We start from the raw sequence: 12,909 nt of genomic DNA on the forward strand, positions 1-12,909 counted from the left end.
AGCAATCCTTTCGTTACAGACCGTTAACCTTGGTGGGACGGTTATTGGAAATGGCGTTGGGGCACCTGAAAAATATAAAGCAGTGATCATGAAGAAGCTCCGTGAAGTATCGAATATGAATGTGACCTTACGTGATAATTTATTTGATGCTGCACAAAACATCGATGACTTAGCACATGTGTCAAATCAATTGAGCTTATTAGCAACATCACTCATCAAAGTGGCGAAGGATTTAAGATTACTTTCATCAGGGCCCGAAGCCGGGTTTTCTGAAATTACATTGCCATCCGTTCAGGCAGGTTCTTCTTTTTTTCCAGGAAAAGTGAATCCGGTTATCCCTGAAACAATGATACAAAGCTGTTTTCAAGTCCTTGGGTGTGACCGGGCAGTTCAAGCTGCATTGGAACATGGTGAACTTGACTTAAATGTATTTGAAGGTTTAGCAGGTGCCAATATCTTAAATGGATTACACATGCTGACGAACTCTGCTCATTCCTTTACAGAACAATGCTTAAAGGATATAGCGCCGAATGAAGAAAGATGTGAATCACTATCAAACACCTTGATTCCGATTGTCGTGGAATTGAAGGAGCGATTGGGTTATTCGGCCGTTTCAAAATTAATGAAAGAACATGATCGTGAATCTATCAAAAACTTACTAGAATAATGGAGGTATGGATCGTGACCCTAGAAACCAAGCATTTTGAAGGCATTAAACAGCCCAAATTACAGTGGGCTCATGAATGGCTTAATACAACGAAAAGTCTCTATATCAATGGCGAATGGATAAGCAATTCTGGAGATAAAGTAATCGATTCTATCAATCCAGCGAATGGAGAAGTTATCGGGAATTTCCATTGTGCGGAAGAGCTGGATGTAGATGCGGCTATCCAATCAGCAAGGATTGCTTTTACACAGGGTCCATGGAAAGAGATGAGCCGAAAGGATAGAGGAAAGGCTTTAAGGAAAATTAGCGCACTTATCCATGAACATCATGCGGAGCTTTCCACATTAGAAGCTCTTGATAACGGAAAATTATATAAAGAAGCGTACAACGATGATGTGCAAGAAGCAGCAGACTTATTCGAATATTACGCAGGCTGGACAGATAAATATTACGGCGAAAACAATCCAGTAGAAGGCAATTTCTTAAGTGTCACAACAAGGGACCCGATCGGTGTATGTGGCCAAATTGTGCCATTTAACTTTCCGATTCAGATGGCTGTTTTAAAACTCGCACCTGCATTAGCGATGGGGAACACGGTCATTTTAAAGCCAGCTGATAAAACTTCTTTTTCCGCTATTCGATTATTCGAAATCATTGACGAAGCTGGAGTATTGCCAAAGGGTGTTATTAACCTAGTCCTTGGTGATGGTACGGTTGGCTCTTATATTAGTCGTCATATGGACATTGATAAACTATCATTCACAGGCAGTACACATGTCGGAAAACAATTAATCCGAGACTCAGCTGATAGCAATTTAAAACCAGTCACATTAGAACTGGGCGGTAAGTCACCGAACATTATTTTTAGCGATTTCTCAAATTTAGATGCCGCAATTGAGCGTTCTTTTTACGGATTATTTACCCATAAGGGTGAAAAATGTTCAGCACCGACCCGGTTATTTGCGCAACGTGAAATCTATGATGAAGTGGTCGAGAAAATAGCGGAGTACGCGAAAAATTATAAGTGCGGTGATCCGTTTGATCCTGCCAGTGATCAAGGGGCACAGGTATCCAAGCAGCATATGGAATCCATCTTAAATTACATTGAGAGCGGTAAAAATCAAGGTGCACGCATCGTCGCCGGTGGAAAACGGGACACAACGGGTGACAATGCGAAAGGCTATTTTGTCGAACCGACTATTTTTGCCGATGTGGATAATAACATGAAAATTGCACAGGAAGAGATTTTTGGGCCTGTTCTATGCATCATCCCATTTGATACAGAAGAAGAAGTAATCAAGATGGCCAACGATACGATTTATGGTCTTGGAGCAGGGCTTTGGACCGGTGATACTTCCCGTGCTCATCGGGTAGCCAATCAGCTTGAGGCGGGTATGGTCTTCGTCAATCGATATGGATGCTATGATTTTGCCAGTCCATTTGGAGGATTAAAGCAAAGCGGCTGGGGCAAAGAGTATGCGATTCATTCATTACAAGCATTTACAAAATCAAAAGCCATTTGGTTTGCATATTAAAAAATTACTAAAAAGAGGGAAAAGAGGGAAAAGACAATGAACATGAACGCAGCAGTAATGACTGAAATCGGCGAACCTTTATCGATTCAACAAGTAGAACTTAGTGAGCCAAAAGCGAATGAAGTGCTAGTGAAAATTAAAGCAACAGGTGTATGCCACAGTGATTTAAACTCTTTAAATGATCCGACTACGCCGACACCAACGATTCTTGGCCATGAGGGAGCGGGAATTGTTGAAGCCGTTGGGGCAAATGTGACGAACGTCAAAATAGGCGATAAAGTAGCTTTAAGCTGGGTTCCATATTGCGGGACATGTGAGTTTTGTGTGACCGGGGAGGTTCACTTATGCGAATCTGCATTTGGTCCAATGTTTGAAGGAACGCTGTTAGATGGTACTACCAGATTGAGTCAAAATGGAGAAAAAGTCTATCACAATTCTTTATTATCCACTTTTGCAGAGTATGCCGTTGTTCCGGAAATGTCCTGTATAAAGCTGCCAGATGAAATGCCTTTGGCACAAGCGTCCTTGATTGGATGCGGAGTAGCAACAGGCTATGGGGCAGCAGTGAATGCGGCAGGTGTTACACCTGGCTCTACCGTAGCGATCTTCGGCATTGGCGGAGTGGGCGTAAATGCGATTCAAGGAGCGCGTATCGCTGGTGCTTCTAAAATTATTGCTTGTGACGTAAAACCTGCTAATTTGGAAATTGCCAAACAGTTTGGCGCAACCCATACAATCAATTCAGCTGAAGTGGATGTAGAAGCAGCACTAAAAGAACTGACAAATGGTGTAGGTGTTCATTATGCGATTGATTGTTCAGGTCATACAGTTGCCACTGAAAGTGCATGGAAGAGTACTAGAAAAGGTGGAACTGTCGTCGTCGTGGGCGCATTTAATCCTGAAAAAACGTTAAATATTCCAGCTGGAGGATTCCATCGAGTTGGAAAAGTATTGAAAGGAAGCTTTTACGGTAATGCGAAGCCATTCCGTGATTTCCCCATCATTGCTCAAATGTATTTAGATGGAAAGTTCAAATTAGACGAGCTCGTGTTGGATAGGATTGCATTAGAAGATATTAATCAAGCATTTGATTCTTTCCATGATTGCAATTGTGTAAATGTAGGAAGAGCAGTTATCGAATTTAACGATTAATTATTATAAAAAGCCACTCAAATGGAGGGTGTTAAAATTGAGGATTGTCAATTTAAACACCCTTTTTTTGGTGTAGCTATTACAGAAATATTCAAAAGAGAAGTTCATGCAAGAGCGAAGTCAATTTTATTTGTTACTCAGTTAATAGGGTCGGCTCTCACTTTATACTTTACTGGTTTAAAAGCAGATACTTGGGGCTGGCGCGTTATGTTTTATAATATTGGAGGCGTTGGTCTTGTTGTAACTCTATTATTAGCTAAATATTACAAACCGCCAAAAGTGCTACAAACAGTACAAGATTGTAATAACATTCCCAAAATACTAATGAAGAGGATTTTAATGTAAAATCAAAAAACATTATGGTAACCNNATTCAGCACTATACTAATATGCACCAGTCCAAAAAAATTTGATAGTATGGAGAGCAACTATTATGGAATTAAGACATCTGAAAACTTTCAAATTCGCAGCAGAGTACTTAAATTTTACAAAGGCTGCGCAAAAGTTAAACTTTACTCAACCTGCTGTAACTGTACAAATTCAGACGCTCGAACAAGAATTGAATCAGGAGCTATTTATACGGATTGGAAAGAAGAACTTTTTGACACCTGCAGGTGAAATCCTTAAAACATATACGGATCAGCTTTTTTCCATAGTAGAGGAGATTGAATCATCATTCACCGAACTTTCAAATTCGTATGGCAATGTAACGATTGCAGCTGGTGAAAGCTATTGTGCGAATTATTTTCCTTATGTCATATCTGAGTACCTGAAGCTATATCCCCATGTACAGATTAAGTTGATTTCCTGTAAAAGGGATGAAATTATAAAAGGGATAGAATCAAACAAATACGATATAGGGATTATTTCGGGCGAGCTAAGTAAAAATGGAATGACAAACATCGTGATTGCAGAGGACGACATGGTTCTAGTGGTTTCTAAAGATTTATATGCTAAATACCCTGAAGACCAATTACTGACGAAATTTCCTTTAATTAAATATCAAGTGACGGATATTTTGAAACGATGATGAGTAAATATTTGAGACAATCGAAACTCTCATCACAAAACGTAATAGAAATTGGAAGTTTAGAAGGAATCAAAAAGGCCGTATTAAATAATATCGGGGTAGGGTTGGGAATCAGTGTCTGCATAAAAAAGGAAATTAGCAATGGTGATTTAGTCCCGATCCTAGTTACTGAGAACAAGGTAAAAGTAAAAACCTCTATCATTACGTTGAAGGAAAAAGAAAACGTAGTAACAATTCAATCTTTTATTAATGTAATCCAAAAAATTTGGAATAGCATTTCTACTATGGAGTAACAAAGCCGAACGATATTCTTTTAGTAGTGATATTACACCGTTATTAGTGGGGAGGTAACGTTATGACAGGTGGAACAGGTTCTGGTGCAATAACTTAAGAGCAATTGCAATGAATCTCTTACTCTTGGACATACGGATAATATTACTCTAAAAAAGAGGCATGGTCAGGGTGGAAAATTCAGAATTTTAAGAAAAATACGGTTGATCCTATTAAGCAAGATCTTCCAACAGATGTTGATAGAGAAATCACAACTTCTGTTGAGAGTATTCCTTATTTTAAGATCGACAAGTTACATAAGGAAGGCATTACCGGAGAAGGCGTAAAAGTAGCTGTTCTTGATACTGGGATTGACTATAATCACCCTGATTTAAAGGATGCATACAAAGGTGGTTAGGGCCGTTAATTTCGCCAGTCACATCAAGATAGAATTCTTACTGGAGAGTTATTTGAATGGAGAGTAAAGGGATGGATACTTTATTAAAACAGGTAACAAAAGAGATAGAGGAAAAGAGAAATGAATTATTTGATATTAATAAGCGGTATGGATTTCTTCATTCCAAAACCATTCAATGTAGTCAAGAGTTAGACAATTTATTAAATCAGTTATTCAAAATAAGGCATGATGGGGTGTGGTATTAAGCCATCCTATATACAAAATTTTTCATTTGCAAAGGCTGTTTGTCTGTTAATACCTATAACATGGTCTACTGCAGCAATCAGTGAACTCCATGTATGCTAAAATTATCCGACTATCAAAAAAACAAAGAATAGTCAAAATTCAGATAAAATATATCATTAAGTATTAACTTAGTTTGTTCTAATATTAAATTAGCTGGAAATTTGCAACATAACACATATTTTGATTATTAAGGGGGTTTATGGGGTTTCATGAGATTACTAATAAGAGAGAGGGAAAGTGTATGAAGAAAAGGGGAAATTTAAAAGTTTATAAAAAAACAATTAGTTGTTTTTTATCATTATTAATGTTTACACAAGTATTTGCTTTTAATATTTCTTTTCTAGGTAAAAATGTTGTTTCTACAGCTTAAGTTAAACTAAAGATTAATTAAAAGCAATTGAGAAGAAATGGATTAAACCTAGAGGAGGTAAATCATGTCACTGTCAAAGATAATTAAAAACTTAGCAATTGTGGTAGCTTCTGCACAGATGATTAGCATTACAATTCCAGCATTTTCAGGAACTGCAGATGCTGCAGATGCTGCAGCTTATGATGGAATAATAGCATCAAATCAAATGAAAGTTGAGGTAGACAAGAATTTTCCAAGAGTAATAAAGTATGAGTTAAACAGCAAAGTATTAAATGGCTCAGAAGATGTATTAAACACAATAAGAATTAACGGAACAGACTATGTACCGAAAGTAACCTACACAGAAGCAGCAGATAATAAAGCTGACTATGTTCTAACCGTTGATGAGTTAAATGTAGTAATATTTCTATCCATAACAGTAAAAGAGAATACACTTGATTTTGAAGTAACAAAAGTGGAGGGAAATGGTACAAAGAGAATACACACCATTGAAATTCCAAACCATAGCTTGGCATCGGTAAGAAGTACAGAAGCGGGCGCAGAATTTGCCGGTTCCAGAATGGAAAACGCTGTTTATAAAAAAGGTGATGTGTATCAACCTGTATCAGGTACTCCTACGGTAGATAGTACACCAAAAAACTATATGTACGCGTTCATTAACAATGATGAATTGGCAGCAAGTGTTTGGTCAAATGCATTTGGTGATACAAATAAAGATGCAGACAATGACAACCACCGTATTGTTAAGCAGACTACAGAGAAAACGGGTTATTCTCGAACAGCTTTGTGGAGTGCTTCATGGGTATATCGTGGAAATGAAATGCCTGATGATATAACGGAGCCATTACCACACGCTAAAGTAGTGATCACAGAAGATGCAAATGGTGATGATCAAATGGACTGGCAGGATGCAGCTATTGCTTACCGTAATATTATGAACAATCCTGTTGGCAGCGACAGAATGTCCGAACTTGTTGTTCACCGTATACCAATGAACTTTGGTAGCCAGGCAACAAACCCATTCTTAAAGACATTAGATGAAACAAAAAGAATATATTTATCAACTGATGGGCTTGGACAGTTTGTGGAACTAAAGGGTTACCAAGCAGAAGGTCATGACTCGGCACATCCGGATTACGGCGGACATATAGGTGTACGTCAGGGCGGACAGAAGGATATGGATACACTTGTAAGAAAAGCACAGAGCTATAATGCTTTCATGGGTGTACATATTAGCGGCACAGGTGCTCACCCGGAAGCAAAGGCTTTCGATGATCAATTGGTGAATTTAAATAAACCTGGTTGGGACTGGATTGACCAATCCTATGACTTTGATGATCCAACCTACCGTAGAGAAGTTTATACTGGCAACCGAATGAAACGATTACAGATGTTAAAGGACGATGCACCAACACTTGACTTTATTTATGCTGATGCATGGTATGAACAGGGCTTTAATGGAAGAAGATTTGCAAGAGAAGTGAATTCTTTGGGATGGGCCCTTACTACTGAGTTTCCAAATGTATTAGAAGATGAAGCCGTTTGGAATCACTGGTCAGTTGATTATGATTACGGTGGAAAAAACATAAAGGGCTACAGCAGTGACATCGCAAGATTTATAAGAAATAACCAGAAGGATACTTGGATAGTTCGTCACCCAATCCTCGGCGGCACGGAGGCAACTGATGCTGAAGGATGGCAGGGTAGAGTAAATTATGATGAAATGATCGATGTTGTCTTCAAAACAAATCTACCAACCAAATATCTGCAAAGCTTCCCCATGACGAAGTACGATGTGAAAGACAATGTAGGGAGAGTTGAATTTAAAGGAAATGTTGTTGCGCAGAGAACAGATGATGGAAAAAGAACATTTACGAAAGATGGTAAAAAGCTTCTAGAAGAAGATGTAACAATTACGAAAGCTTCTGATGGCGGGAACATTTATGATAAGGTAACGTATTCAAACCTCAAATATTTGCTGCCATGGTCGCCAAATGCCGATAAGACAGATAGTGAATTGGCTAAAGTTGAAGAGAAATTGTACCACTACAATGAAGTTGGCGGATCATCGACTTGGGAGCTTCCAAATAGCTGGAACAATGTATCAACAGTTAAGTTATACACATTAACAGATACCGGTAAGAAAGATAAAAAAGTATTAAACGTAGTTGATGGCAAAATCACGATTGAAGCAGAACCAAAACAAGCTTACGTTGTATACAAAGGTGATGTTTCTGTAACTGCTGAAGATATGAAGTGGGGATTTGGAATGCCTACAAAGGATCCAAGCTTCAACAGCGGAACATTAGATCACTGGAAAGTAAAGAGCGGTGCTGCAACAGTAGAACGTAACAATCGTGGACAATATGAATTAGTAGTAAAAGAAAACAATGAAGAGACTTTATTAGAAACTAAATTATCAGGATTGAAGCCAGGAACATACTCAACTTCAATATATGTTCAGGTTGGCAATACACCAAACCGTACAAATGCTAGCGATCCAAACACTGCAGGAAATGCAAAACGTAAAACGACTTTTGGTGTTAAAAATTTCGGCGGAGCAAACATAACTAACTATACTGAAAGTTCACCGCTTAAAAACTATATCTCAGCTGACTCAAAGCACAGCACAAATATGCAGAGAATGAGAGTAGTATTTGATATAGCAGAAGGACAGGAAACTGCAAAATTATACTTGCAAGTAGCTCCAGGAACAGCGACTGTAACATTTGACGATGTACGCTCTGTACCTACAAAGAGAGTTGTTCCACAATCTTCAGATGTAGTATTAGCTGAAGATTTTGAAAATGTTGACCAAGGTTTGACTCCATTTGTTATAGCAGATGCTGACGGAGTAAGTGATCCACGTACTCATTTATCAGAATTACACGCTCCATACACTCAAAAAGGTTGGAATGGAAAAGCAGTTGATGACGTATTAAATGGCGAATGGTCCATTAAGTCCCATAAAACTGGTAGCGGTCTCATCATGAGAACATTACCGCAGACTTTAAGATTCGATAAAGGAACAACTTACGAAGTATCATTCAAATATGAAAGTCAGTTTGATAAGAAGGTTAATTTCGTTGTTGGTAACGGTACTAAGGAAGTGATGAATGTACCAATGCCACAGGCAACCGTTCCTACACAGTTCACTGTTAAATTTACAGCAAGTACGGAAGATTTCTGGATCGGAGCAAGAAATACGGCCGGAAGTTCAGCAGGAGACTTTATCCTTGATGATCTAGTGGTTAAGGAAGCAAAGGATGCTACAATTGAACCGCTGCCAATTGCACCTGTTGACTTATCTGCTATTCCTGTAGATGGTATCAAAGCAAGTGCAACTGGTTATCAAGAAGGTGATAACCCTGAAAATGTTCTTGATGGAAACACAGGTTCATTGTGGCACACAGCTTGGGATGGAAGCGATACATTACCACAATCCATTACTCTTGATTTAGGTAAAGCTTACAATGGAAACAGATTAGATGTAACTCCAAGACAGGAGACTAATAGTAGAGGAGAAGCAAGTGGTAATGGCTTCATTACAAAATATGACCTATATGTTAAGTATGCAGGTGCTGAAGACTTTACTAAAGTTGTTTCAAGTGGAACATGGGAAAGAACAGTTGCTACAAAACAAGTAGCAATTGATAGTTCAAAGCCAATAACTCATGTTAAGTTAACAGCGTTAGAAGGTATTAATGGTTGGGCGAGTGTAGCTGAGATGAGAGTTGCTCAAGAAGCTCCATCCATTACTGGACCAGATACCGTTGAGGTCAGCACATCAGTGGGAATGCACCCGGAAATGCCTTCAACAGTAAAGGCAACATTGAGCAATAACACAGAAATGGAATTGCCAGTTCAATGGCCAGCAATTGCCCCTTCAAAATATGCTGAAGAAGGATCATTTGAAGTAGTAGGACACATTAATGGCGTTGAAGCTGCAGCTATTATAGCTACTGTAACTGTAACGGCTAGTGAAGAAGTTGATATAGTAGATGCAAAAGTGATGAATGTTTACACTACAGTAGGAACTTCACCTGTTATGCCAGAAACTGCGAAGATGTTCACATCAAATGGTACAGTTATAAATGTACCTGTAACTTGGGATAAAATAGCTAAAGATAGCTATAAGAATGTTGGATCATTCAGCGTAAAGGGTAGGGTAACAGGAACTAAAATAAAAGCTCAGGCTATTGTTATAGTTACAGATCCAAGGGACTACAATCACTGAAATTCCTGTAGTAAAAGTAAGTACAGTAATTGGTAAAACACCAATACTCCAAGCATGCTTGAAGTAAAATTAAGTGATAATACAAAGACTTTTGTATCTGTTACATGGGACAGCATTTCTGATAATCAAATAAGCAAGGAAAATGTGTTTATTAAAAATGGTGCGATAGAAGGTACTGACAAGAAAGCTGTTGCAGAAATTACAGTAAAATGAGATCCAAAAATTGCGTTGAAGAAAACTGCAACCGCAAGCAGTCAGCAGAAGTAATGCAGTAGTTATGGGTTCAGCCATTCATTCAAACACTTGTTAAAGCTGGTTTCATTACGGGATACGAAGATGGTACATTCCGTGCAAATCATGAAATAACCAAAAGTGAATTTGTCGTTATTATTGTTCGTGCGCTGGGTCTTGAAGTAAATACAAAGTTAACAGAGGCGTTTGATGATGCAGATCAGATTCCAATATGGGCAAAACCATATGTGGTAACAGCTGCAGAAGCAGGTTTGATTAAAGGGAATGGGGATGGCAAATTTAATCCTAATGCCTACTTTCTCTCTTTCAATGCTAGATTACGTGAATAAAAATAGCCAGCGATTAAACTTGCTGGCTATTTTCATGTCATATAGTAGCTTTGAGGAAGGCTGTTGATGAGTTTGTATCGAAGAAAAATACTGTAAATGTGACAATACTTCCTAAGACAGGCTCCTTTGCAGATACTAATATGTTAGTTGGGCTTTGACTAATCATCAGCACTATAGGCATTGGTTTATTCAGAAGAAGAAAAACTATAATGAGATAATTCTTTATAAAGAGCATTTACATTTTTCGTAGATGCTCTTTAATATTAATATTATATGCCATTTTATACTATTATTAAAATGAGGTGGTAATTTTATGATAAATAGTAAAAATATGTCGAAAAAGTTTATTAGTAGCTTTATTTTATTTATAGTTATACCCTTTATTATCACTAGTGTTGTTATTAATAAGCTTTATGAAGGAGTTTTGGTTTCTCACTACAATGAAAAGACTCAGCAAAATATGGAACAGCTATCAATGGATATTGAGCTTGAGTTAAGGCGGATATCCCTCAATGTAGCAAAGGTTTCAAATGAAAATGAACTATTACTCCTTGTAAATAGTTGGTATGAGGAAAAGGATTCTGTTAAAAAGCTTGAAATTTCCACAAAGATAGAATCAAAGCTTGATTATTTATTTGCCTATCAAGGGATGATAAATTCAATAGTATTTTTTTCAAAGAAAATCAATAGTTATCGTAAAAATATTTTTTTGCTTTAAAGCAACATAATTGTAAATCCATAATTTCCATGGAAAATAAGCTATATTTTGCTGTTAAATAAATAAAAATGCCTCCATATAAAATGAAGGCATTTTTTAAAATTATCTTTTCAATAATACTATTCTACCAATCTCGGGTATTTTCAAGTAAAAGGTCAATTTCAACTTTTTTAACGATATGATTATTTTTCTCAGATGTTAGATTTGACGTTGCTTCTAGTAATTTGTCGATATCGATTAGTACAGTACCCATTTCTAACCTCCTGAATGTTAGTTTGTTATTGTTTGATAAATCATTCGACGATTTCATTGAAATAGTGGGGGTACTCCTTTAATTAATCTCAAAAAAAATAAAAATCCAGCCAATGCTATTTAGGCTGGATTTTTTTAGTCTATTAATAAGTCTCTATTTCTATCATGCGGTGTTTTTCATCGTTGTTCGTTCATCACCTTGATTGAAAAAGTACTTCATCATTGGTGGTGTTACAATGGTTGTCACTAGTACAACTACCACTAATACGGAAAAAAGTTCCTGGGTGATTAATTTAGTTTCTAAACCAATTGTGGCAATAATCAACGCAACCTCTCCGCGTGATACCATGGCAGCTCCAATTCCAAGTGAATTCTTCCAAGAAAAGCGCGCCATTTTTGCACCAGCAGCTGCACCAATTAACTTGGTTAAAATAGCAAGGATACTAAGGCCAAACATGAGCCCCAAATGTTGAGATACTCCATCAAAACTTACTGACAAACCAATCGAAGTGAAAAATACAGGCACAAAAATGGAATAACTGATGGTCTCCACTTTCTTAAATATTTTATGTTTATACTCTGTCTGACCAATAGCAACCCCAGCGATATAGGCACCAATAATCCCCGCAACACCTGTTAATTCCGCTGTATAGACGAATAGGAAACAGATAATTAATGCACCTGAGACAAGCGATTCTGTTACCTTTAATGGAGCAAATTTTTTTAATAGCCATGGAACAACCTTCCAAGCTACTAAAATAGCACACGAGAAAAAGAGGACCTTTTTAATAATCATCATACTTAAATTCACTTCGTCTCCAGCCATACTCATGAGGAAAGCTAACGCAATAATCACAAGGACATCATCAATGACAGCTGCACCTAAAATTGTTGTCCCTTCTTTAGATTGAATCTTATTTAACTCTTTAAGTGCTTGAACGGAAATACTTACACTAGTGGCGGATAGTAATAATCCTAAGAACAATGCTTCGATGGTTGTCATATTCAGCAAAACCCCTGACAGGTAACCTGCCAATAAAGGAACGATGATTCCGCTGATCCCCACAAAGGTTGATGCCTTCCATGTCCGTCTAAATTCATGGATATCAGTCTCCAGTCCTGCGATAAACATTAACATGATCACACCAATTTGACTTAGATCTGCTATGGTTTTCGTTTCTGAAATTAACCCCAAGACGGCTGGTCCGATAATAACCCCAATTAATAACTTTCCTAAAACTGATGGCTGGCCAAATTTGACACTAATATCTCCGGCAATCTTTGAGGCAAATAAAATAATTGCTAATTCTAAAATTAATTCCATCCAATCACTACTCCTTTTAAATAGGCTCTGTTAAACTAGCCTGTTGATTTCCGCTCCAGGCACTTCGCTTT

At 37.6% G+C, this 12,909-nt stretch carries 13 protein-coding genes and 2 pseudogenes; 13 read left to right on the plus strand and 2 right to left on the minus strand.

What is annotated here, in order from left to right; translation table 11 throughout:
* The 13 genes and pseudogenes from V7659_RS04385 to V7659_RS04430 all read left to right on the plus strand — a co-directional run.
* Nucleotides 1-667, plus strand: a 667-nt coding sequence (locus V7659_RS04385; protein ID WP_335538355.1) for a lyase family protein, incomplete at its 5' end; no start/stop codon positions are given.
* A 14-nt stretch (nucleotides 668-681) separates the two neighbouring features.
* Complete coding sequence (locus V7659_RS04390) at nucleotides 682-2,202, plus strand: aldehyde dehydrogenase family protein (RefSeq protein WP_335538356.1); 1,521 nt, start codon at nucleotides 682-684, stop codon at nucleotides 2,200-2,202.
* Between the two features lie 36 nt (nucleotides 2,203-2,238).
* The gene (locus V7659_RS04395; protein ID WP_098933440.1) at nucleotides 2,239-3,354 is read left to right on the plus strand and encodes a Zn-dependent alcohol dehydrogenase; all 1,116 of its coding nucleotides are present in this window, start codon (nucleotides 2,239-2,241) and stop codon (nucleotides 3,352-3,354) included.
* A 21-nt stretch (nucleotides 3,355-3,375) separates the two neighbouring features.
* The gene (locus tag V7659_RS04400) at nucleotides 3,376-3,699 is read left to right on the plus strand and encodes an MFS transporter (protein WP_335538358.1); all 324 of its coding nucleotides are present in this window, start codon (nucleotides 3,376-3,378) and stop codon (nucleotides 3,697-3,699) included.
* 87 nt (nucleotides 3,700-3,786) lie between these two features.
* Nucleotides 3,787-4,383, plus strand: coding sequence for a LysR family transcriptional regulator (locus V7659_RS04405; protein WP_335538360.1), 597 nt, complete (start codon nucleotides 3,787-3,789; stop codon nucleotides 4,381-4,383).
* Between the two features lie 11 nt (nucleotides 4,384-4,394).
* The gene (locus tag V7659_RS04410; protein WP_335538362.1) at nucleotides 4,395-4,676 is read left to right on the plus strand and encodes a LysR substrate-binding domain-containing protein; all 282 of its coding nucleotides are present in this window, start codon (nucleotides 4,395-4,397) and stop codon (nucleotides 4,674-4,676) included.
* Between the two features lie 170 nt (nucleotides 4,677-4,846).
* A pseudogene (locus V7659_RS32045) lies at nucleotides 4,847-5,065 on the plus strand (S8 family serine peptidase); the annotation flags it as partial.
* A gap of 62 nt (nucleotides 5,066-5,127) precedes the next feature.
* Entirely contained in the window at nucleotides 5,128-5,316 is a 189-nt protein-coding gene (locus V7659_RS04415; RefSeq protein ID WP_088091058.1) for an aspartyl-phosphate phosphatase Spo0E family protein, read from the plus strand.
* 474 nt (nucleotides 5,317-5,790) lie between these two features.
* A complete protein-coding gene (locus V7659_RS04420; RefSeq protein WP_335538363.1) occupies nucleotides 5,791-9,963 on the plus strand; it encodes an endo-alpha-N-acetylgalactosaminidase family protein in 4,173 nt (1,390 codons plus the stop codon).
* Between the two features lie 54 nt (nucleotides 9,964-10,017).
* Complete coding sequence (locus V7659_RS04425) at nucleotides 10,018-10,176, plus strand: Ig-like domain-containing protein (protein ID WP_335538364.1); 159 nt, start codon at nucleotides 10,018-10,020, stop codon at nucleotides 10,174-10,176.
* A gap of 77 nt (nucleotides 10,177-10,253) precedes the next feature.
* Nucleotides 10,254-10,331: pseudogene (locus tag V7659_RS32050) on the plus strand (S-layer homology domain-containing protein); the annotation flags it as partial.
* Nucleotides 10,326-10,544: an S-layer homology domain-containing protein gene (locus tag V7659_RS32055; RefSeq protein WP_420491701.1), complete on the plus strand. Its 219-nt coding sequence runs from the start codon at nucleotides 10,326-10,328 to the stop codon at nucleotides 10,542-10,544. The pseudogene V7659_RS32050 and the gene V7659_RS32055, both read left to right, overlap by 6 nt.
* Nucleotides 10,545-10,857: 313 nt before the next feature.
* The gene (locus tag V7659_RS04430) at nucleotides 10,858-11,262 is read left to right on the plus strand and encodes a hypothetical protein (RefSeq protein ID WP_335538365.1); all 405 of its coding nucleotides are present in this window, start codon (nucleotides 10,858-10,860) and stop codon (nucleotides 11,260-11,262) included.
* Nucleotides 11,263-11,386: 124 nt separating this feature from the next.
* On the opposite strand, the gene V7659_RS04435 is transcribed toward V7659_RS04430, so the two are convergent.
* Entirely contained in the window at nucleotides 11,387-11,515 is a 129-nt protein-coding gene (locus V7659_RS04435; RefSeq protein ID WP_260871543.1) for a hypothetical protein, read from the minus strand.
* A gap of 162 nt (nucleotides 11,516-11,677) precedes the next feature.
* Nucleotides 11,678-12,838, minus strand: a complete 1,161-nt coding sequence (locus V7659_RS04440; protein WP_335538366.1) for a cation:proton antiporter — start codon at nucleotides 12,836-12,838, stop codon at nucleotides 11,678-11,680.
* Between the last annotated feature and the right edge of the window lie 71 nt (nucleotides 12,839-12,909).

The organism is Neobacillus drentensis (genome assembly GCF_036966985.1).
Classification (GTDB): Bacteria; Bacillota; Bacilli; order Bacillales; family Cytobacillaceae; genus Neobacillus; species Neobacillus drentensis_E.